The organism is Roseiflexus sp. (genome assembly GCF_057785375.1).
Map to the genome: position 1 here is coordinate 18,403 of NZ_JBYNRX010000108.1, position 22,216 is coordinate 40,618.

Here is a 22,216-nt window from a genome sequence, read left to right on the forward strand (position 1 = left end):
GCGCTCCCAAGACCTTTGAGGTCGGGCGGCGTTCTCGGCGCGGGTGCAACCCTTCCCGCCACTGACGTTCCCCAGCAGCGACGCATCTCCGGCGCAGACCTCAAGGGTCGGTGTTTCCCGCCAAGACCTTTGAGGTCGGGCGGCGTTCCCGGCGCGGGTGCAACCCTTCCCGCCCGTCACGTTCAATGGCGGCGCCTGATCCTCGACGTAGACCCCAAAGGTCGGGGGACGTTCCCACCTTCAACCTTCAACTTTTCCACCTTCAACCTTCCCACCTTCAACCTTCCCACCTTCACCGCCCCGGCATCATCCCCGCCACCCACAGCGGATCGTCCATGAGCGGGTCGAGTTGCGCATGGCGTTTGAGCGGTCGGGTGAACATGCCGGCAAGTGTTGCAGCGCCGCTCCAGCCGTGGATCGGCATGAAACTGAACTCCGTACTCCACTTCGCCACTACACCGTGCCCCACGAGCGGGTTGGTCGTCGCCAGATTGCTGATCACCAGGTCAGGGCGCAAGTCCCGGATGTCGCGCAACTGCCGGTCGAAGTTGGGTTGTTCAACGATGCGCACTCCTTCGAGCGCCGCCAGTTCGCGCACGTGGAACTTGCGGTTGATATACGGGCTGCTACATTCCAGAATGGTGCATCCGGCGTTCTTGAGGAACCGCGCCAGCGGCAGTTCCATCAGGTTGTCCGCTGTGAAGAACACCTTCTTGCCGCGCAGAATCTCAAGGTGCGGTTCGAGACGATCCCATGCCTGCCGTTCACGATCGCGCAGATCGACCGGATTCCCCATCGCGGCAGCCACGTCTTCCCAGAACACCCGCGTTCCGTCAGGACCAAAGGGGAACAGTGAGGTCACCACCGTTGCGCCGCGTTCGCGCGCCAGGCGACCGGCGACCTTCGCCAGGTACGGTTGCAGCGGCGCCACCACCGTGCCTGGACCGATCGGCGGTAGATCGCGGAAATGGCTTTCAGGCAGGAACCCGGCGACCGGAATGCCGAGACGTGCCGCTTCGGCGCGAAAATCATCGGCAATCGCATCATTGACCGAACCGAGGAACACGACCCGTCGATCATCGGGAGGAGCGACCGGGCAGAAGGGGAGCAACGCCTGCAACACCGAATCCTCCGCCTGGCTGAAGGTATAGTCGAGACCGCTGGCGGGCACGAAGAGCACCGGCAGATCGGGGCGGCTAACTGCGCGCGCCAGACCGTCGAACTCGACCTTCATCACCTCTGGCGTACAGGAAGAGAGCAGGAAAATGACCGACGGATGGTGATCGGCGACAATCTCATCAATGATGGCGTTCAATTCTGGTTGCTGCTGCGACAGATCCGCCTCTTCGATCAGCGCGACGCCGAAGCGCGGACGGGCGAACACCATGACGCCGAGCACGTTTTGGAGCAGATGAGCACAGGTATGCGTGCCGAGCACCAGAAAGAAGCTGTCCTTGATCTTCTGATACAGCCAGCCCACGCACGTCAGCCCGCAGAAACTGTGGTATGCGCCGTCTTCCCGAATGACTGTCGCTGCCATGGCATTGCCTTGCTTAGGGGTTCCGAGAACCGAGAACCGAGAACTGAGAACCAACCCGTCTTCCCCGCCCGCCTTCTCCTGCTTGCCTCTTGCCCGGCTAACCTTCCCACCTATGTCCCATAGACTACAACGGATACCATTGTTCAACGAGGCCTCAAGGGTCAGGGGCGTTCAGCGTTCGCCGCGCCGCCTGAAGAACGAACCGTCGCTCGACCATTTCGGGCTGGTTCAGATCGCTGTAGACGCTCGCCGCCCACACGCGCAGACGTTCGAGCGCAGCATTCAGCGTGACGTCGTCGAGCACCCAGGTTTCGGCGTCCGAGCGCGACTCCATCTCTTCGAGCACCTGCGCCGGGCTGATCGGCGCCACCCAGGATGCCGCCACCACCTCGGGTTCCGCCATCGCGCCAAGTTTCGCCAGCGCCTGCCCAATCGCCGCACCCGCGCCTGGCGGACGCGCCCCGGGCAACAGGTCGATCAACGTTTCCCGCAGTTTGCTGCGCAGCCGGCCGACGCAACTCTGCGGATCGCGCCAGTCGCGCCCTTGAATGAAGACCCCGCCCGGACGGAGGACTCGTAGCGCCTCAGCGAGCGCACCGCGCCAATCGCGCGCCAGATGGAGCACATGCACTGCCAGCGTCGCATCAAACACCCCATCGGCGAACGGCAGACGTTCGATATTCCCCTGAAGCAACCACAGCGCCTCGCCGCCATCTTTCGTGCGCGCTGCACGCAGCATTTCAGCAGAAATATCGATTCCGACGACCCGGCAACCGGCTGAGGCGACCGGCAGAGCAATGCGACCGGTGCCAATGCCGAGTTCCAGCACAAGCGCGTTGTTCCCTGCAAGCGTCGCAATCGCCCTGCCGATTTGCTCCGCAACCTCCGGCGGATGACCACGCACCTGGTCATACGCACCAGCAATGGCATCGAACCGGATAGGAAGAACGTCGGTCACCCGCACACCTCATCAGGCGACTGCGCCGGCTTCCATCGCGCGCGTAATGTCGGAGCGCGTCAGACCGCGGAAGGCCTCGATGCTGACGCCTGACAGCAGCGCAATGCCGATCACCATCAGCACCGCTTCCAGACCGAAGATCACGCCGTAGCCGAGCGTCTGGCTGAGCGCCTGCGCCTCGATCAGCACCGTATGGAGCGCACCTGCCAGAATATTCGCCGTTGCGGTGCCAAACGCCTGCGCCATGCCCCACATACCCATGTAGAGACCGGTTGCGCCTTCGACGGTCATATCCATCATCAGCGACAGCGCGCCGACGTTGTACAGACCGGTGCTGACGCCCATGAGCACAATCGCCGGATTGAGCAGCGCACGCTGTTCAGTCAGCGCACAGACCGCCAGGAGTCCGAGACCGAACGCCGTGCCGACGCCGCCGATCAACGCAATCAGTTTCTTGCCGATCGGAAAGATCGTGCTGAGCAGCCCCATGATCAGCATACCGCCGAGCACGCCGCCGCCCCACGTCTGCGTAAACGTCGTCGTCTCCTTCAGGGTCATATGGAAGACCTCAGCGCCAAAGACTTCCAGGATCGAGTCCTGCAGGAAGATGCCGACGATCGAGAGGAAGACAAACCCGAAGAACGCGCGCACCTGCGGATTCTGGCGCAGCAGACCGAACGCCGCGCTCAACGGATTGCCGGGAGGCGCGGCAGCGCGCGCACGTTCGAGCGCAACCGCCAACTCTGCGCGGCTCAGACGTTTCTCGATACCCAGCACGCCGAGCAGCGCCGAACCGATCACCACCAGCGGCGTCAGGTTGTAGAGCGACTGCATCAGCTCAGGGGTATACGTCGGCATGCGCGCCTTGATCACCGTTGCAGCGATGATCGTGCTCATGATCGTGAACGTCCAGACCACTGCAATGACGCCGCCGCGCGTCTTGGGATTGGTCACCTCCGCAATCAACGCATGGTGGCAGTCGCCCATTGCTGCGATACTGACGCCAAACAGGATCAGCAGCGCATACCCGGCGGCGATTGCCAGCACCGACCCCTCACCCATTGCCAGCGCCACCGAAGGCAATGCCAGGAACACCAGGCTGGCAACCGTCGCGCCAAGGAGCAGGTAGGGTGTGCGGCGCAACCCAAAGACCGGATGGCTATCGGCGATGCGCCCCCAGACCACCTGAAACGGCGACAGGAAGTGATGCAGACCGATCATCGTTGTCACGATGATCGCCATGACTCCCAGCTCGACGATCGACACGCGGTTGAAGTTGCTGGTGAGCAGGGCGAACATCCAGCCCACGCCCAGTTTGGGCAGCGCTAGGCGCAACACCTTCAGAGCGCCCAGCAGGAACCGACCGATTGCGCGCAGCAGATTCATACGTCGCCTCCCTGAAAAACGTGCTTACCTGTTCACAATGCCGTGCCGCTGCAAACATCACCGTTTGCGCCGACAGAATAGTGAACATTCGACAACTTTGTAGTAATGTATCTGAACTACAATGACGCGAGAAAAAATCAAAAAGGATACAACAACCACGTATGAGAACCATACGCAGTATAACCCGGCAAAAGATGTAGTTCAGAGTTCGTAGTATTACTATAGCACACGTCCTCTCAGTTTCAACATTATTTTCACTACGCATCACTTACATGTTCTCTGCGCAATCGCTTGAAATGATCAGAATACATTTCATTTATTCTGCAAGATATGTTCAAAAACTGTGCAGGTGAGAGGTGAGAGGTGAGAGGTGAGGGGTGAGGGGTGAGGGATGAGATGGTGGGAAGGTCGAAAACATCCCCGACCTTTGAGGTCTGCGCCAGGGATCAGGCTCGACCATTGAACGCCACCGGCGGAACGGGTCGCGCCCACGCCGGAAACGCCAACGACCTCAAAGGTCTTGGCGGGAACGTCGCCGACCCTTGAGGTCTTCGCCGGAGATGCGTCGCTGCCGGCGAACCTCGCCAGCGGTGTGGTTCCTGCTCACTCCAGGAACGCCGGTGGACCTCAAGGGTCTACGCCGGGGATCAGGCTCGACCATTGAACGTCACCGACGGAAAGGGTCACGCTCGACCTCAAAGGTCGTGGGGGAAGGTCCATTGAACGTCCCCGACCTTTGAGGTCTGCACCCCTACACCGACGACGACACCGCCTTCGGGGCGCGCAGTGATGCGCCGATTTCGTGGAGATACCCCAGAATCTCGCGGTACGATTGGATCATCGACGTTTCGTGGTACGAAATGCCGTGTTTTGCACAGAACTCCTTGACAATCCGGCTCGCTTCACGCAGACGGTGCATTGGCAGCGACGGGAACAGATGATGCTCGATCTGATAGTTCAGGCCGCCGTACCAGAAATCGGTGATCGGATGACCGCTGACATTGCGCGCCGTCAGCACCTGGAGGCGCAAAAAATCGATCTGCGTGTCATCATCGACGATCAGCATCCCCTTGTGATTGGGAGCAAAGACCGACCCCAGATACACGCCGAAGAACGCCTGACTGATCAGAATGAACCCGATCCCGGCCCACGGTCCCAGCGCGATTATCGGCAGCGAGAGATACCAGACCAGGTTGAGCGCCATCATGGCAATCTCGATGCCGCGCCGTCGCGAATCGGGACTCAGCACGAAGCGGTAACTGACCTCACGCAGCGCATACCCCTGCAATGTGAGCAACGGAAAGAAGAGAAACGCCTGATTCTTCACCATCCAGCGCCAGATGCCGCGCCGCGACTCCGCCTGCTCGGGCGTGAACGCCACCACCGGCACGTCCAGGTCGGGGTCCATGCCGTCGTGGTTCGGATGCGCGTGGTGCGCATTGTGCTTGCCGGTCCACCATTCGGCGCTCAACCCTAACAGCAGATTACCCAGGAAAATGCCAAACGCATCGTTCCAGCCGACCTTGTGGAAGATCTGCCGGTGGCAGGCGCTATGGGACGTAAACCCGATCTGCGCCAGGACAAAGCCCATGAATATGGCGTTCAACGCCTGAATCCAAAGATTATCGACCAGAAACAGAATGACGATACTGGCGATAAGCATGCCGACCTTGAGCGCAATCACGCCGATAAAAAACCCTGGTTGCTTGTCGAGAAGACCGCGTTCCTTGATGAGTCTCTTGAGTGCGATGTACTCTGCGTTGCTGACTGAAGACACGATGTTGATCCTCGTATCACTGCTCGCTGACGAGACGCTTCCCGCTGAAGCGTTCATTACCGCCAGGAGCCTGTTTTCTTGTTCCTTTCACTATAGCCCACGTCTGAGCACGAACTCAAGTGATCTGAACACATGTAATGATCTGTTCGTTCGTTGTTGACGTTCTCCAACTTCTTTCGGGGGCAACGCTGGCTGCTCAGTTATCAGAATGCCAGTACGGGTGAGGCGGCGCCGCGCCTCAACACCCCGTCTGGGCGCCTGATCCTGCGCGCGTGATAGCCCCGCACGGGCTTGACGGACTTGAGCAAGGGCTTTAGCCCGCAGCGCTTGCGCTCCCCGGTGCTGTTATAATGAGTGAGAAAAAGAACAAAAGACAGGTGATGCATGTCGATAGACGCACTGTTTCATGGACCAAACGCCGGGTATGTGATCGAACTCTACGAACGCTATCGCGCCAACCCTGAGTCGGTCGATCCGGCGACGCGCGCATTCTTCGCACACTGGTCGCCGGAGGCGCCTGCAATAGTCGCAGGTGCGACGCCTTCTCCTGCGGCGCCTCCCGTGATCGATCTTCAGACCACTCCCGACATTGATCTTTCCAGAGCGCACATCGGTCCGGCATCGCCGATTGATATCACCCATACGGTCGCTGCCGCCCGTCTCATTCGCTACATCCGTGAACTCGGGCATCTGGCGGCGCGGATCGACCCGCTTGGCAGCGAGCCGCCCAGTGATCCGGGACTCGATGGCGCCAGCCACGATGTAACCGATGCAGACCTTGCGTTGCTGCCCGCGCATATCGTGCGCGGACCGCTGGCATCCGAGTCGCGCAATGCGCTTGAAGGCGTACAGAAACTGCGCGAAGCCTACTGCGACACGATCGGCTATGAAACCGACCATGTGCAGGTGTTCGAGGAACGCGAATGGATCCGCGAAGCAATCGAAAGCCGACGCTTCTTCTATGGATTCGATGAGACCCGCAAACGAGAACTTCTCGAACGCCTGACCGAGGTCGAAACCTTCGAGCGCTACCTGCATCAGACCTTCGTCGGGCAGAAGCGGTTTTCGATTGAAGGGTGCGACATGCTGATCCCGATCGTTGACTCGATCATCCGCAATGCCGCCACCGGCGGCGTGCGCGAGGTCGTGATCGGCATGGCGCACCGCGGGCGCCTAAACGTCCTGGCGCACATTCTTGGCAAGCCATATAGCGCCATCCTCAGCGAATTTCTGACCGCCGGACGCGACGCAGCCCTCTCACCCGCCGGGCGCGGCGCTGCCGGATGGGTCGGCGATGTCAAGTACCACCTCGGCGCGCGGCGCGCCTTCCGCGAAGCCGGGATCGAGCAGATGCCGATCACACTGGCGCCCAACCCCAGTCACCTGGAATTCGTCAATCCGGTGGTCGCCGGGCGTGCACGCGCCGCAGAGGACCGGTGCGATCAGAAAGGTGAGCCGGCGCAGGACAAACGCGCCTCGCTCGCCATCCTGATTCACGGCGACGCCGCCTTCCCCGCTCAAGGGATCGTCGCCGAAACGCTGAACCTCGCCAATCTCGCCGGGTACAGCACTGGCGGAACCATTCATATTATCGTCAACAATCAGATCGGGTTCACGACATCGCCGCGCGAGGGACGTTCGACCCTGTACGCCAGCGATCTGGCAAAAGGGTTTGAGATCCCGATTGTGCACGTCAATGCCGACGATGTCGAGGGGTGCATCGCGGTGGCGCGTATGGCCTACGCCTACCGCGAACGTTTCGGCAAGGATTTCCTGATCGATCTCGTCGGCTACCGCCGCTGGGGACACAACGAAGGCGACGAACCCGCCTTCACCCAACCGACGATGTATGCGATCATTGCCCGCCACCCGACCGTTCGTGAACAGTGGGCGGCAAAACTGATCGCCGAAGGAGTCGTATCTGCTGACGAGTCGAACCGGATGATCACGATGGTCTGGGAACGGTTGCAGCAGGCGCGTAGCGCGGCGGAAGCGCACCCGCACTTCGAGGAGCCGCCGCCGCTGCCGCCCCCTGGCATCGCCCGCCGCACTAACACCGCCGTTTCCGCCGAACGGTTGGTTGCGCTCAACGAGGCGCTCCTCCAGTGGCCCGCCGGTTTTCGGGTGCATCCGCGTCTGGAACGCTTGCTGGAACGGCGTCGTACCGCACTCCACATGCCGGGCGCCATCGACTGGGCGCATGCCGAAATCCTGGCGTTTGCATCACTCCTGGAGGAGGGCATCCCGATTCGCCTGACCGGGCAGGACGTTGAGCGCGGCACGTTCAGTCAGCGCCACCTGGTGCTGCACGATGCGCAGACCGATGAGCGCTGGTGCGCGCTTCAGGCGCTGCCGCAGGCGCGTGCTTCGTTTGCGGTCTACAACAGCCCGCTCTCCGAAGCGGCTGCGCTCGGGTTCGAGTTTGGATATTCGGCGCACAACCCGCAAGCGCTGGTGCTCTGGGAGGCGCAGTTCGGCGACTTTGCCAACGGCGCGCAAGTCATCATCGATCAGTTCATCGTGTCGGCGCGCAAGAAATGGGGGCAAACGCCAGCGCTCGTTCTGTTGCTGCCCCATGGCTATGAGGGACAGGGACCTGAGCACTCCAGCGCGCGCCTCGAACGCTTTTTGCAGCTCGCCGCCGAAGATAACATTCGCGTGGCAAACTGCACCACGGCGGCGCAGTATTTCCATCTGCTGCGCCGGCAGGCGCTGCTGCTGAACGCCGATCCACGCCCGCTGATCATCATGACGCCCAAGAGCCTGCTGCGCCACCCGCGCGCCGCTTCATCGCTCCACGATCTCAGCGAAGGACGTTTCCAGCGTGTCATCGACGACCCGCAAGCGCAAGAACGTCCGGCGGATGTCGCACGCCTGGTGCTTTGCTCCGGGAAAATCTGTGTTGACCTGCTCAGCGCCAGCGACACGCCACTGACGAATGGCGTCGCAGTGGTGCGGCTGGAAGAGTTGTATTCCTTCCCCGTCGATGAACTGCGTGACGTGCTGGCCGGCTACCCCAATCTTCAGGAGGTCGTCTGGTTGCAGGAAGAGCCAGAGAACATGGGCGCCTGGCGCTATGTCGCGCCGCGGCTGCGTGACCTGATCGGACCCGACCTGACGCTCAGTTATGTCGGCAGGCCGGCATCAGCGAGTCCGGCCGAAGGATCGCTGGCGCTGCACCTGATCGAGCAGCAACGCCTGATCGCCGGGGCGCTGCGCGCGCCAGCAGTTGAGCAGTATCACTGAACCACGAGGACAGTATGGCCATCGAAATCAAGGTCCCAACTCTGGGAGAGTCGATCGTCGAAGCCACGGTCGGGGTATGGCGCAAACACGAAGGTGACCCGATCACCACTGGCGAGGTGCTGGTCGAACTCGAAACCGATAAGGTGACCGTTGAAGTGACGGCGGCGGAGTCCGGGGTTCTGAGCCGTATTCTCAAACCCGACGGCGCGGTTGTGACCATGGGCGAAACCCTGGGGGTCATTACTGAAACCGCAGCAGCGCCTGTCACGGCGCCGCCGCACGATGGCGCGTCTGAAGCCAGAGTGATGGCCACCCCGGTCGCACGCCGCATTGCAGAGACGCAGGGAGTGAACATTGCCGCCGTCCCGGGCAGCGGTCCCGGCGGGCGGGTGACGAAGGAGGATGTGCTCAAACGCGAAGGCGTGCATCATCCAGCGCCGGCGGAACCTGCTCTTCCACCGCCGCCGCAACCTGCCCCGATGCCGATCCCTGCATCAGTCTCCGGGGAAAACCGGCGCGAGGAGCGCATTCGGATGACTCGCCGTCGCCAGACGATCGCCGCCCGGCTCGTTGAGGCGCAGCACACGGCAGCGATGCTCACCACGTTCAACGAGATCGATATGAGCGCCGTCATCGAGCTGCGTAAACGCCATCGCGACCAGTTTCGCGAGCGTCACGGCGTCGGTCTTGGCTTCATGTCGTTCTTCACAAAAGCGGTCATCGGCGCACTGAAAGCCTTCCCGCTGCTCAACGCCGAAATCCGCGGCGACGAGATTATCGTCAAGCACTACTATGACATCGGCATTGCCGTCAGCACCGACGAAGGATTGGTGGTACCGGTATTGCGCGACGCTGATCGTCGCAGTTTTGCCGAGATTGAACGCGGTATCGAAGAACTGGCGCGCCGCGCCCGCGAGTCGAAACTGACCATCGCCGATCTCCAGGGAGGAACCTTCACCATCACCAACGGCGGCATCTTCGGCTCGTTGATGTCAACGCCGATCCTCAACACGCCGCAGGTCGGCATCCTGGGCATGCACAAGATTCAGGAACGTCCGGTGGCGCTCAACGGGCAGGTTGTCATTCGCCCAATGATGTACGTCGCCCTGTCCTACGATCATCGCATTATCGACGGGCGCGAGGCGGTGTCGTTCCTGGTGCGGGTGAAAGAACTGGTGGAAGACCCGGAGCGGCTGCTGCTGGAGGGATAACGTATCAGGCGTCGAACGCTCCAGGTGGCATGTTCGCTCCTCTTCACCACAGAATCTGCACAACGGCAACGAGGAACAGCAGCTGCACAATCACCGAGGCGCCCTGGAGCAACCGCGCGCCGGACGGCAGACGCTGGTACAGCGCCAGACCGGCAGCCATGTTGAGCAGGCTGAGACCGAACGCTGCCATGGGCAAAAAGAGGGTCTGATGGCGCGGACGCAGTTCGGCAAGTTCGCCGGTTGCATCGAAGCGCATCTCCACGAGCGGCGCCAGCGAGGGATAGGCGACAGCGATCAATCCAAGCGCCAGCAGATTGATGAACACCGCCGCCACAATCAGCGCCAGCACCGTTCCATCGTGCCAGAATGTATAGTGAAACGCCCGGCTATATTCGAGCGCCGGCTGCATCGGCTTGGTAGCGCCCAGACTCCGGCGCTGCTCCAGGTCCTGAACGAAGGCTTCCGGGTCTTCCGGCGATATCGCGTAGGCGGCATCCGGCGTGTAGATAATCAGGCACTCACGCAGCGGTTGCGTCGCATAGAGGTAGAGCGGCGCTTCACCGGCAAACGCGCGCCCCCAATATGTGCCCACACGTTGAAACAGACCCAGTGGCAGGAAGACTGGACCAGATCCGAGATCGATTGTCACGATCCGTTCCAGCGGAATGATCGCCTGATTGCCTGCCCAGCGGATATACAACCCGTTACGGTCAATATCGTAGGTCAATGTCAGGGCTGCAATCCATCGATACGCCGCCCATACCGCCGCCAGCAGACTGACCATCAACAGCAGCAGCAAGCCAAACGCACCAATGTCAATCCGCCACTGTTCAGGGCTGCCGCTCAGGCGGCGAACCAGACCGATACCAGCCAGGGTAATACCGCCAAGCGCGAGGATCAACAGACCGAGTGCAATCCATCGACCGTAGGCAGCCTGTGGTTTCCAGTGTCTCATGATTGCATGTCTTGCGCCTCGCCTTTTACCTCTGGCGCAGACCTTTGAGGTCGCAGCGACGCATACCCAGAGGAAACGGGTCATTCCGCCAGCGATGACCGCCAGCATAGCGATGTGTGTGGAGCAGACCTCAAAGGTCGAGGACGTCTTCGACCTTCCCATGAGAACGGGCGAGCGAACCGCTTGACCTTACGCTCCTCTCGCCTCTTTTTTCTCTCACCTCTTTTTCTCTCACCCTCTCCCCGCTCACCCCGCTCCTCTCGCCTCTTTTCTCTCGCCTCTTTTTCTCTCACCCTCGCCCCGCTCACCCCGCTTCTCTCGCCTCTTTTTCTCTCGCCTCTTTTTCTCTCACCCTCGCCCCGCTCACCCCGCTCCTCTCGCCTCTTTTTCTCTCACCTCTTGCCTCACATCTACGGCGTCGGGGTTACACCAGGCGTCCCCTCAGCCGGACCGGCAGTTCCCGTCGGCGTTATCTCAGGCGTTCCTTCGGGAACACCGGTTGCGGTCGGCGTTGACAACGGCGTCGGCGTCGGCTCGCCGCCCAACTCCACTGTCGGCGGCGGAGCAGGCGTTCCGGTCGGCAACGGCGTCGGCGACGGCACGAGGGTCGGGAAGCGCTGAATGCTGATTGCGGCACGCTGTTCTTCGAGCCAGCGATCGAACGCTTCCGCACGCGCCCGATTGATCTGCGCCTCGCGCGAGTCGACCGTTCGGCGCACCAGTTGCACAATATGCCAGCCAAACGACGTGCGCACCGGACCTACGACCTCGCCTTCCTCCACATTTGCGATTGCCTGAACAATTGCCGGGTCGATCTGCTGGCCATCGGTCGTCTTGCCGTCCTTGTCGAACAACGGCAGCGTCCCGCCTGTTTCCTTCGTATTGAAATCCTCCGAGCGTTCACGCGCGAGTTCGGCAAAATCGGCAGCCGCGCGCGCCTCAGCCAGCAACGCCTCGGCTTCAGCACGACGCGCAGCAAACGCCCGTTCGCGCTCTTCTTCCGTCGCCGTCACCGGAACCGTCACCTTGAGCAGAATATGGCGCACCTCAATGCTGCTCGGATCGGTCGTTGGCGTAAAGGTTGCATCCGGAACCAGTTGCTCCTGCACCTTGCGCGTCAGCGCCTCGCGGAAGAACTGGAAATACAAACCACGCCGAAAATCATCGATCGTCAAATGAAGGCGACGTTGCGGATCGATGCGCCGCATTTCATTGACATACTCATCATAAAGGCGCTGCAACGCCGCCTGTTGGCGAGCAAGCGCCTCATCCGGCAACGGCGTCGGCGACGGAGTCTGAGTCGGTTCCGGTGTTGGTGAAGGCGTTGGCGTCGCCGTAGGACCGGCGGGCGTCGGTGAAGGCGTTTCTGACCCGGCGGTCGGTTCTGGCGGGCTGGTTGGCGGCAGAGTGGCGGTTGGCGTCACCGCATCGGCTGGCGGCGCAAAATCGGGACCATAGATATTGATAAACCCTTGCGCCACCTCGCTGTCGGTCGCCTGAATACCGAACCTGTTCTGCGCTCCCTGGCGGATCAGTTGCAGATCGATCCACTCCTGCACCAGGGCGTCATCGACCGGCTCGTTGCGTGCAGCGGCAGCCCGCGCATCGAACTGTGGAATCTGATCGAGGAACTGCTGCGCAAACTGCGGGCCGAACGTCGCCAGATAGAGACTCTGCGCAATCAAGCGCGCCGCTTCACCGCGACGTTCCACCTCGTAATCGCCGCGCGTCAGTGTCACATCACCGACCTGCGCCACCGGGCGACCCGGCAGCCAGACCTGTTCGTAGACCAGACCGGCCGCCAGGGACATCAAGGCTATCGCCACGACTACTATCGTGCCGATGATAATCGTCCGCTGGCGGCGGCGCTCAATTTCACTGCGACGCAAATGACGACGTGCAGGAGTTGGCGGGCGTGTCGAGCGCGACGATTGTGGTTTCTGTTTATGAGACGTCATGCAAAGGCAATTCGACACACAAGAGCCGCCACGGTCGATATGCTCTGCTGACGGAAGCCGTGCAGACAAACCGACCGGGCGGTTCTGCCAGGAATGAACTCACTACCACTTACGAATGCATATGCGCTGCAACAAACGGAAGCAGCGCCATATGGCGCGCCCGCTTGATCGCCACGGTCAGCGAGCGCTGGTGACGCGCACAAACGCCGGTACGGCGACGCGGCAGAATCTTGCTGCGTTCAGACAAGCAGCGTTGCAGACGCTTCATATCTTTATAGTCTACGGCACGGATCTGGTCGGCGCAAAACAGGCAGACCTTGCGCCGGGATCCAAAGCGGCGGCGGGATGCGCCGGCGCCGCGACGAGCCTGATCGTCAGTCACAAGCCACCTCACCTGAAACGCTAAAACGGAATATCCTCGTCACCAATGGTAAAATCATCCTTCGCCTGTTGCCCACGAGCGGAGGAGCGATGATCGGGTTGATGATAGGGCGGTTCATCGCCATGGTGCGACTGCTCTCGCGGAACCCGGCTATCGAGCATAATCATATCGCTTGCGACCACCTCGGTGCGATAATGCGTCACGCCGTTCTGGTCGTCCCAATGGCGAGTCTGAAGGCGACCTTCGATGTAGACGCGACTGGATTTACGCAGGTGCTCGTAGCAGATCTCGGCCAGTTTATTCCACGTCACAACATTGAACCACTCCGTCTCCTCGTGCAATTCGCCGCTGCCGTCCTTCCATTGTCGTCCGGTGGCAACGCTAAACGTCGTGACAGGGCTGCCGCCAGGCGTGTGGCGCATCTCCGGGTCCTTGCCGAGACGCCCAATGATCATCACCTTATTCAGATCCTTCGCCATTGTTCGTTCCTCTCCCCTTCATAACGAACCAGCGCCTGTCAGTCGTCATCGGTTTCCTCATCTGCTTCGACGTATTCTGCGTCCTCGTCCTCGTCCTCGTCCTCGTCAAACTCCTCCGCTTCTTCGGGCTCTACGCCATCGCGCGCTTCGGCCGATTTGACCGCAACAGGCGCTGGACTGCGTGTTTCGATCAGCGTCAGCATGTAGCGCAACACCGAATCGTTGAGTTTGAGCAGGCGTTCAAGTTCGGCGATACGATCTGCTGCCATCTGGAAATGCACTAACACGTAGTACCCTTCCGTAAATACCCGGCGACTCGCCTCGCCTTCGATGTAGGCGCGGATCGGGTAGGCAAACTTCCGACGTCCCCAGGGTGGCGCGTGATTGATGGTCGTCACTGTACCGCCGAGGTTGGCGATCGTCTGAGCGACTCGCTCGATAGCGTTGCCAATCTCCTCATCGCCAATACGTGTCGGGGGAATAATGAATAACAGTTCGTAGTCACGGCGACGCTCGCGCATTGATCCTCCTCTGGTCTCAGGCCCTCTTTGTCATATCCCGCACCATGCGCGCGGCGCGGGCGCAAGAGAGCAGAAGTTTTCTTCAGTTGCAGAGGGCGATTATAGCACAGACCAGGCGGACTCGCAACGTTGCAAGGCGCACGGGATGCAGGCATGATGCGTCACGCCGTACCGCTGCGGGCTGAAGCCCGCGCTGAGGACGCGGTTCGACCGTGCTCACCGCAAGTGCCAGCCTCTTCGCGGCTGGTCCGCTGCCGGATGTTGCACCCCCCACGCGGGGAAAAGGGGCGCAGCGGGCGAACTGGACTCCTCTTCTCGTGCCGCCCGATCCTGCGCACGGGGCAACCCTAACGGGGCGCACTGACCTGAGCAAGGGCTTCAGCCCGCGTCAGCGGGGCTGCACGAAGAAGAAGGCGTGGCAGCGCCCGTTATGCAGCGGCGCCACGCCCTATCCGAAGTCGTGGTACACTTCGTTCTATACCCAGTGAAGTCATCCCTTCCAGTCAGAAATCATGGACCATGAGCACCGCAGGACACTCCATCCAGCGCATCCTGGGCATTTTTGCCCATCCCGACGACCCGGAATTCAGTATGGGCGGCAGCGCCGCTCTGTGGGCGGACGAAGGGCACGAGGTTTATTACTGCATCGTGACCGATGGTTCGGCTGGCAGCAACGATCCCGACCAGGACCTGCACGAACTGGTGCGCATTCGTGAGAAGGAACAACGTGCCGCTGCCGGGGTGCTTGGCGTGCGTGAAGTTTTCTTCCTTGGCTACAGAGACGGCGTGCTCGAACCGACGCTCGAGTTGCGCCGCGAACTAACGCGCCTGATCCGCCGCCTGAAGCCGGATCGCGTCGTTTGTGGCGATCCAACCGCGTTCTTCTATGGCAATGATTATGTCAATCATGCCGATCACCGCGCCGCCGCCGAAGCCGCCGTCACTGCCGTGTTCCCCAGTGCTCCAACCCGCCCGATCTTCCCGGAATTGCTCGCTGAAGGTCTGGAGCCGCATCAGGTCAAAGAGTTGTACATCACGACCGATCAGGCGGGACCGTACACCGTGTACGTGGACATTTCGACGACCATCGAACGCAAGATTGAAGCGTTGCGTTGCCATGCCAGCCAGGTGCAGGTCGGCGACGGGCAATGGTTACGCGACTGGGCGGCGGAAACCGGCAAAGCCGCCGGGCTGGCGTATGCCGAGGCATTTCGGGTCATGCGCCTGGCGCGTGAGCATCAGGATGGCTCGTAGGAACACCATTTCCCGCGCTGTTGCAAAGACATAACTATGTTGCGAGAATAACCATTGACGCTCGCTCTTTTTTGACCTATTATCTGCTCGCAATATCCTATTCCGGCCATTATTCTTCCATTTTTGAAGTTCCCGCGCAGATAGTGCGCGAGAGCGCAGGTTTGTATTGGCAAAAAGGAGTTGAGGTTGCTGCACTCCGCCAGACCTCAACGGCGCATAGCGTTGGATGCCACGACTGCCAACTTTACTTCTTCGGGTTATGCTATCGCGCGGCATGGCGACTTAGAGCCTATCCCGCGCAGGCGAAGGCAATGCCTTCACCTGCCTGGTCACACGTCACGTGGCGAGGTCTTCGGACAGGCTCTCAGCCTGTGCCGCGTGTCGTTCTTTACCCGGGCGCCCCCAGAAACCGCAATGATGCGCGTGCAGGGGTAGGTATATCTCACCTTTAGAGCGAAAGGAGGATTGATCCAGACCTACACGAACGTTCCCCTCGCTGCAGCAGACTCCCGGTTTTCGTTGCAACCGTTTTCTGCGTGCAACGCAGGATCAGCGCCTGGCTGACGTTCTGAACGGTCAGAGCGTCAGGGTTCGGTTCAGCGTTGAAAGAAAGGAGACACGCTGTATGAAACGCATCTGGCATGGTCCGCTGGTGGTGTTGCTGTTCTTTGGCATCATTCTTGCTGGCTGCGGCGGCGGCCCGCCGTCCACTCCACCCTCCGGCGCAGGAGGCGCAGAATCTCCACAACCCCAAACGACTGCACCCACAACCGCACCGCAACAACCGGCAGCGGCGACTCAGCCTCCCGCTGCGGCGCCCGGCGGCTGAAAAGACGGTCATCATTGGCTTTACCGCCTCCCTCACCGGTAAATTGAACGTCGAGTCAACCCGCCAGACGAATGGTCTCAAACTGTGGATGGACCAGGTGAACCAGGCGGGCGGACTCAAACTGGCGGATGGCACGGTCGTCCGTTTCGAAGCCAAGTTCTACGACGACGAATCGAACAAAGATCGCGTCCAGGAACTCTACACCAAGCTGGTGACCGATGACAAAGCCGATTTCCTGATCAGCCCGTACTCATTGCGATTGGCGGATGCCTCGGCAGTGATCGCCGAACAGTACGAACGAATTATGATCACCACCGGCGCCGCCTCTGAAGGGACATATCAAAAGGGGTACACCCTGGTCTATCAGACTTACACCCCTGCCGGACGGTACCTGACCGGCGCCGTGGATATGCTCGCCAGCATCGATCCCAATGCAAAACGCATTGCGATCGTCCACGAAAACGACAAATTCTCCACCGATGTTGTGCGCTGGAAAAATATGCGGTCGCACAGGGATTTGAGGTCGCTATGAAAGAAGGGTACGACTCCGGCGCCACGGATTTCGCGCCGATCATCAACAAGATTCCGACGAACGTCGATGCCATCCTGGGAGGCGGACACTTTGCCGACGGGCAACAGTTCTCTAAGGCAATCTTCAGCAAGAATCTGCCGGTCAAGTTCATTGCCCTGCTGGTGGCGCCGCCTGAGCCAACCTTCGCCGAGATCGGCGATGCAGCTCTTGGTATCGTTGGACCCAGTCAGTGGGAACCACTGGCGGCATTCACCCCTGATTACGGACCGACAGGCGCCGAGTTCATCGAAGCGTACAAAGCGGCATACAACGAAGAGCCTTCGTACCATGCCGCCGGCGGATATGTTGCAGGGCTGATCCTGCAACGCGCCATCGAAACCGCCGGATCGCTCGACACGCAAGCCGTCAAAGCCGCGCTCGACAGCAAGGGAAGACGGCCGACCCTGTGTACCCAATCCGATAATTCCTGCGCCGACATGCCAAAGGAGGTATGCGTTGAGTCCGGGCACGATTGCTTCGTCGATCGCCGATGGCTTATTGATCGGTATTGTCTATGGCATTGCCGCCATGGGGTTGAGCCTCATCTGGGGAGTGATGAGTGTGATCAACCTGATCCACGGCGCGCTGATCTCGCTGGGGATGTTTGGGGTCTACCTGCTGTTCACGACCTTTGGCGTGAATCCGTACCTGGCGTTGTTTATTGTTGCGTTCTTCGGGTTGCTGTTGGGAGCGCTCATTTACCTGATCGCCATTGCGCGCGTGATCGACGCACCACATCTGTCGTCGCTCTTGGCCACCTTCTCGGTCAACATGATTATTATCGGGCTTGGAACCGCCATCTTCACCACCGCGCCGCGCGATACCGGCTTCTCACTCGGCAGCGTCCAGATCGGTCCGGTGGCGCTCCAGGGCACACGCCTGGTCGCCATGGTCGTGACGTTGATTGTGACCGGCGCGCTGTACACCTTCCTCTACCGCACGCGCACCGGCAAATATATTCGCGCCGTGGCGAACAATCGCGCCGCAGCCGAGTTGATGGGCATTCCTTCGACGGCCATCCTGGCGCTCAGTTTTGGCATCGGGACGATGCTCGCCGCTATCGCCGGCGGATTGATTTCCACCTTTTTCTCGTTTACCATCCTCTCAGGCGGCATCTACGAACTGAAGAGTTTTATCATCGTGGTGCTGGGGGGATTAGGCAATCCGCTCGGCGCGCTCGTCGGCGGGTTGATCCTCGGCGTTCTGGAAGGGGTGTTGCCCCTGACGATGCCAAATACCTGGGTGCCGGTCATCGAATTTCTGTTGTTTGTCTTCATTCTGCTCGTTCGACCGAGTGGCTTGTTAGGCAAATGATGAAACAGTGGCTGCATCCGGGGTTTTGGGTCACGTTCGTGATTGTGCTGGCATTGGGCCTCGCGCCGATTGTCACCCAGAGCGCTTCGACCCGTGAGGTCATGTTCACGATTCTGCTGGCGATTGGCATGGCAGTCAGTCTGAACATCATCCTGGGGTATACGGGGTATGTCTCCTTCGGTCATGTGGTATTCTTCGGGCTAGGCGGCTACCTCGGCATGTACCTGATCGATTCGTGGAATGCGCCGCTCCCGCTGGCAGTGCTGGGGGGCGGCATGATCGCGGCGCTGCTCGCGCTTGCGCTCGGCGCGTCGATCCTGCGACTGCGCGGCGCATACTTTGCACTGGCAACGATTGGGATCAATGAAGCAGCGCGAACGTTTGTCGCCAACTTTGAGCCGTTCGGCGGACCAACCGGCATCGAAGTCTACCGTGACTACGGCGGTCCCACGCAGGCGCTGTGGATTACGTACTATTCCGTCGTAGGCATCGCGCTTTTTGCGGTCATCTTCAGTTATCTCATCAAAACCAGCAAGTTCGGTCTGGGGTTGATGTCCATTCGGGAAGATGAAGACGCCACAGAAGTCATGGAGATCGTCACGCCCCGCGCCAAAACGCTGGCGTTTGTGTTCTCGGCGGTGCTGCCCGGTATGCTGGGCGTGCTCTTCTTCTTCAAAAATGGCAATGTCGAGCCGGGCGACGCATTTCGTCTGCATTTCTCGATCGAAACGCTCGTCATGATTATGCTCGGCGGGCAGGGCACCCTCCTGGGACCGGTGCTCGGCGCACTTGGCTACCAGCGGTTGCGCGGGTTGCTGCTGACCAGCGATGTCAGGATCGGCGCCCTCCCGCTCAAGGATTTCCAACTGGTGATCTCCGGCATTCTGCTGCTCATCATCGTTCTCTTCATTCCGGCAGGACTGATTGGATGGCTGCGTCGTCGCTTTGCGCCGTTGCGGAGGGTGCTGACATGAGCGTTCTCTTACAGGTCCGCGATGTGACCAAACGATTCGGTGGTCTTCAGGCGCTGACGCAGGTGTCGTTCGATCTGCCAAAGGGCCAGATCCTGGGATTGATCGGCCCCAACGGCGCTGGCAAGACGACCCTGTTCAACACGATCAACGGCGTCTATAAGCCGGATGGCGGGCGGGTTCTTTTTCATGGACAGGATGTCACCGGCAAGAAGCCATATCATCTCGCCAAAATGGGCATGGCGCGCACCCATCAGATCGTGCGCCCGCTCAATGACCTGACCGTGCGCGAAAATGTGATGGTCGGCGCCTGTTTCGGGCACGAGAACCGTCCACTCCATCAGGCGCGCGAGATTGCCGATGAGGTGCTGACGTTCGTCGGTCTCGACGCGCGCGCCGATCAACTGGCCGGCAGTCTCAACGTCGCGCAGAAGAAACGCCTGGAGATGGCGCGCGCGCTGGCTGCCCGTCCGCATCTGCTCTTGCTCGATGAGGTGCTCGCCGGTCTCAATCCTGCCGAGATCGATGGCATGGTGCAAACCATTCTGAAGATCCGGGATCAGGGCGTGACGATCCTGATGATCGAGCACGTGATGAAAGCGATTATGAACGTCTCTGATCGCATTATTGTGCTGGATTACGGTCAACTGATCGCCGAGGGAACGCCACAGGAGATCGCCGGCAATCAGCGCGTGATCGAGGCGTATTTGGGAGATCCGCGCATTGCAGAACAATTGATGGAAGAACAGGTGTAGCATGAGCATCCTGGAAATACGCGACTTGGCGGCAGGCTATGGCGAAGTGCAGATCCTGTGGGGACCTTCCCTGTCGCTTGAGGAGAAACAATTAACCTGCCTGGTCGGCGGTAATGGGGTGGGGAAAACCACGATGCTGCGCACCGTCATGGGGCTGATCCGCCCCTGGAAAGGGTCGATCCGCTTCGACGGCAAAGACATCAGCGGAACACCCGCCTATACGAAAGCCGATCTTGGTCTCGTGCTGGTGCCGGAAGGACGGCAGTTGTTCACCGAAATGACGGTGGAGGAGAACCTGGAGATGGGCGCTGCCAATCGCCGCGCCCGTCCGAATGCGAAGAAGAATCTTGAACGGGTCTATGAGATGTTCCCGCGCTTGAAGGAGCGTCGCCAGCAGAAAGCCGGAACTCTCAGCGGCGGCGAGCAGCAGATGCTGGCAGTCGGGCGCGGGATTACGGCAGAGCCGGTCGTGCTGATGATCGACGAACTTTCCCTCGGACTGGCGCCGGTACTGTCGCTGCAACTGTTTCAGAGCCTGCGTCAGCTCCGCCAGGAAGGTCTGACGATTCTGCTGGTCGAGCAAAATGTGCAGATGGCGCTTGCCATCCTTGCGGAAGGCAAAGTCGAGATAGAGGGACCTGCGCGCGAACTGGCGCAGAATCAGCACATCCGCGCAGCTTATCTGGGTCTGTGACTCGCCACAGAACGGCAGAGATCGCCTGCTTCCCGCCCTAACGCGCGACTGCCGATCATTTGGACAACAGGAGGACATGTATGCTTGTCGGTGAACGTATGTCTGCTCCGGTCATTACGGTGGAACCCAAAACGACGATTTCGGAAGCGCTGATGCTCTTCCGGGAAAAGCGCATCCGGCGCGCCCCGGTGATTGCTCACCATCGTCTGGTCGGCATCGTCGCCGAGCGTGACCTGCTGTTTGCTTCTCCCTCGCCGGTCTCGTCGCTCAGCGTGTGGGAATTGAACTATCTCCTGAGCAAACTGACCGTCGATAAGGTGATGACCCGCGAGGTGATCACTGTCAGCGAAGACACGCCAATCGAGGAGGCAGCGCGCATCATGGCCGATAAGCGCGTCGGCGGGTTGCCGGTCATGCGCGGTCACGAGGTCGTCGGTATCATTACCGAAACCGATCTCTTCAAAATCCTGCTGGAATTGATGAGCGTGCGCGAGCATGGCGTGCGGGTGACGGCGTTGCTCGATGACCATCCCGGCATGCTGGCTCGCTTGAGCAATGCCGTCTTCCAGGCAAACGGCAACTTTATCTCATTTGGCCAGTTCGACAAAGAAGACGGCGCGCGTTTGATTACGTTCAAGGTCAGCGGATTGAACCTCGATCAGGTGCAACAGGCGATTGCGCCGGTGGTCAAACATGTGTTCGACATTCGTGAGGTGTGATCGATTCAACCGGAAAAGAGTGATTTCATGCGCATCAGCAGCCAGACATCCCCTTCGACGCGGTAGCGCCTGAGCAGATACGCCAGCGTCCCATCAAGCCGGCCATAGCAGACAGAGAGCCACACGTCCGAAGAGGAGTGGATCGTCACATCGGGCGTGTGGAAAACCCCCTCTTGAAAGACGCATGTTCCATCGGCAATGCGCAGGTAATAATCACCTGGCTCGGCGCCGGTGATACGAAACTGAATGACGGCGCGCAGTCCGCCGGCGGCATGCGCATTGAATGACAGCGGCATACCGCGGATTGCGTCACGACAGGTGAGGTTATCGGGAGGTTTCACGAGATTCCTTTCTCCAAGACCCTTGAGACCGGAAATGTCCCAACCGGACGCCGGGATTGTTGCGTCGGTCAGGTTCTGACACGGTTCCTGATCTGTGCTGCTCATTCCCCTTGACCCTTCTATGATACCGCTGATTGATTCCCCCGAGAAGGGCGCTCAACTCAACGAGGCGACCAGACGGGTAGGCGAAGGCAATGCCTTCGCCTCCCCCAATGCCTTCGCCTCCCCCAATGCCTTCGCCTCCCCCAATGCCTTCGCCTCCCCCAATGCCTTCGCCTCCCCAACAGTGCGTCCACGACTGCCAACGCGCGTCGTAGATCGTTACGCCTTGCAAACCGGGCGCTCGAACATCTTG

General features: G+C 60.3%; 19 protein-coding genes and 1 pseudogene. 10 read left to right on the forward strand and 10 right to left on the reverse strand.

Annotation, left to right across the window (positions count from 1 at the left end; genetic code table 11):
* Positions 1–292: 292 nt before the first annotated feature.
* The 4 genes from bchN to AC3EA7_RS21745 all read right to left on the reverse strand — a co-directional run bounded on the left by bchN (position 293) and on the right by AC3EA7_RS21745 (position 5,661).
* Complete coding sequence (gene bchN / locus AC3EA7_RS21730) at positions 293–1,540, reverse strand: ferredoxin:protochlorophyllide reductase (ATP-dependent) subunit N (protein WP_488616172.1); 1,248 nt, start codon at positions 1,538–1,540, stop codon at positions 293–295.
* Positions 1,541–1,694: 154 nt separating this feature from the next.
* Positions 1,695–2,498, reverse strand: a complete 804-nt coding sequence (locus AC3EA7_RS21735) for a class I SAM-dependent methyltransferase (RefSeq protein ID WP_488616173.1) — start codon at positions 2,496–2,498, stop codon at positions 1,695–1,697.
* Positions 2,499–2,510: 12 nt separating this feature from the next.
* On the reverse strand, positions 2,511–3,884 hold the full coding sequence (locus tag AC3EA7_RS21740) for a BCD family MFS transporter (protein ID WP_488616174.1): 1,374 nt from the start codon (positions 3,882–3,884) through the stop codon (positions 2,511–2,513).
* 751 nt (positions 3,885–4,635) lie between these two features.
* The gene (locus AC3EA7_RS21745) at positions 4,636–5,661 is read right to left on the reverse strand and encodes a fatty acid desaturase family protein (RefSeq protein WP_488616175.1); all 1,026 of its coding nucleotides are present in this window, start codon (positions 5,659–5,661) and stop codon (positions 4,636–4,638) included.
* Between the two features lie 384 nt (positions 5,662–6,045).
* Between AC3EA7_RS21745 and AC3EA7_RS21750 the strand changes: the two genes are divergently transcribed.
* Both AC3EA7_RS21750 and odhB read left to right on the forward strand, forming a co-directional pair.
* A complete protein-coding gene (locus AC3EA7_RS21750; protein WP_488616176.1) occupies positions 6,046–8,907 on the forward strand; it encodes a 2-oxoglutarate dehydrogenase E1 component in 2,862 nt (953 codons plus the stop codon).
* Between the two features lie 14 nt (positions 8,908–8,921).
* Positions 8,922–10,118 carry a 2-oxoglutarate dehydrogenase complex dihydrolipoyllysine-residue succinyltransferase gene (gene odhB / locus AC3EA7_RS21755; protein WP_488616177.1) on the forward strand — a complete coding sequence of 399 codons (1,197 nt, stop codon included), beginning with the start codon at positions 8,922–8,924 and terminating at the stop codon, positions 10,116–10,118.
* A gap of 43 nt (positions 10,119–10,161) precedes the next feature.
* On the opposite strand, the gene AC3EA7_RS21760 is transcribed toward odhB, so the two are convergent.
* From AC3EA7_RS21760 to rpsF, 5 genes are all read right to left on the reverse strand, one after another.
* On the reverse strand, positions 10,162–11,073 hold the full coding sequence (locus tag AC3EA7_RS21760) for a PH domain-containing protein (RefSeq protein WP_488616178.1): 912 nt from the start codon (positions 11,071–11,073) through the stop codon (positions 10,162–10,164).
* A 410-nt stretch (positions 11,074–11,483) separates the two neighbouring features.
* Entirely contained in the window at positions 11,484–13,031 is a 1,548-nt protein-coding gene (locus tag AC3EA7_RS21765) for a peptidylprolyl isomerase (RefSeq protein ID WP_488616179.1), read from the reverse strand.
* Between the two features lie 109 nt (positions 13,032–13,140).
* Entirely contained in the window at positions 13,141–13,413 is a 273-nt protein-coding gene (gene rpsR, locus AC3EA7_RS21770; RefSeq protein ID WP_488616180.1) for a 30S ribosomal protein S18, read from the reverse strand.
* A gap of 20 nt (positions 13,414–13,433) precedes the next feature.
* A complete protein-coding gene (locus AC3EA7_RS21775; protein ID WP_488616181.1) occupies positions 13,434–13,892 on the reverse strand; it encodes a single-stranded DNA-binding protein in 459 nt (152 codons plus the stop codon).
* A gap of 38 nt (positions 13,893–13,930) precedes the next feature.
* Positions 13,931–14,413 (reverse strand): 30S ribosomal protein S6, encoded by a 483-nt coding sequence (gene rpsF / locus AC3EA7_RS21780; RefSeq protein ID WP_488616182.1) that lies wholly within the window; start codon positions 14,411–14,413, stop codon positions 13,931–13,933.
* A gap of 519 nt (positions 14,414–14,932) precedes the next feature.
* On the opposite strand from rpsF, the gene AC3EA7_RS21785 reads away from it, so the two are divergent.
* The 7 genes and pseudogenes from AC3EA7_RS21785 (at position 14,933) to AC3EA7_RS21815 (ending at position 21,520) form a co-directional block, all read left to right on the forward strand.
* Complete coding sequence (locus AC3EA7_RS21785) at positions 14,933–15,667, forward strand: PIG-L deacetylase family protein (protein WP_488616183.1); 735 nt, start codon at positions 14,933–14,935, stop codon at positions 15,665–15,667.
* A gap of 641 nt (positions 15,668–16,308) precedes the next feature.
* A pseudogene (locus AC3EA7_RS21790) lies at positions 16,309–17,393 on the forward strand (amino acid ABC transporter substrate-binding protein); the annotation flags it as partial.
* Between the two features lie 130 nt (positions 17,394–17,523).
* Positions 17,524–18,381, forward strand: a complete 858-nt coding sequence (locus AC3EA7_RS21795) for a branched-chain amino acid ABC transporter permease (protein ID WP_488616184.1) — start codon at positions 17,524–17,526, stop codon at positions 18,379–18,381.
* Positions 18,381–19,355, forward strand: a complete 975-nt coding sequence (locus tag AC3EA7_RS21800) for a branched-chain amino acid ABC transporter permease (protein ID WP_488616190.1) — start codon at positions 18,381–18,383, stop codon at positions 19,353–19,355. Before AC3EA7_RS21795 ends, AC3EA7_RS21800 begins: the two co-directional genes overlap by 1 nt.
* Complete coding sequence (locus AC3EA7_RS21805; protein ID WP_488616185.1) at positions 19,352–20,107, forward strand: ABC transporter ATP-binding protein; 756 nt, start codon at positions 19,352–19,354, stop codon at positions 20,105–20,107. The genes AC3EA7_RS21800 and AC3EA7_RS21805 overlap by 4 nt, the downstream gene beginning before the upstream one ends.
* A gap of 1 nt (position 20,108) precedes the next feature.
* Positions 20,109–20,801: an ABC transporter ATP-binding protein gene (locus AC3EA7_RS21810; RefSeq protein ID WP_488616186.1), complete on the forward strand. Its 693-nt coding sequence runs from the start codon at positions 20,109–20,111 to the stop codon at positions 20,799–20,801.
* An 80-nt stretch (positions 20,802–20,881) separates the two neighbouring features.
* Complete coding sequence (locus AC3EA7_RS21815) at positions 20,882–21,520, forward strand: CBS domain-containing protein (RefSeq protein WP_488616187.1); 639 nt, start codon at positions 20,882–20,884, stop codon at positions 21,518–21,520.
* A 5-nt stretch (positions 21,521–21,525) separates the two neighbouring features.
* Here AC3EA7_RS21815 and AC3EA7_RS21820 read toward each other — a convergent pair whose 3' ends face one another.
* Positions 21,526–21,966 carry an SCP2 sterol-binding domain-containing protein gene (locus tag AC3EA7_RS21820; RefSeq protein WP_488616188.1) on the reverse strand — a complete coding sequence of 147 codons (441 nt, stop codon included), beginning with the start codon at positions 21,964–21,966 and terminating at the stop codon, positions 21,526–21,528.
* Positions 21,967–21,982: 16 nt separating this feature from the next.
* Here AC3EA7_RS21820 and AC3EA7_RS21825 point away from each other — a divergent pair.
* The coding region (locus AC3EA7_RS21825) for a hypothetical protein (protein ID WP_488616189.1) at positions 21,983–22,216 on the forward strand (234 nt) is incomplete at its 3' end.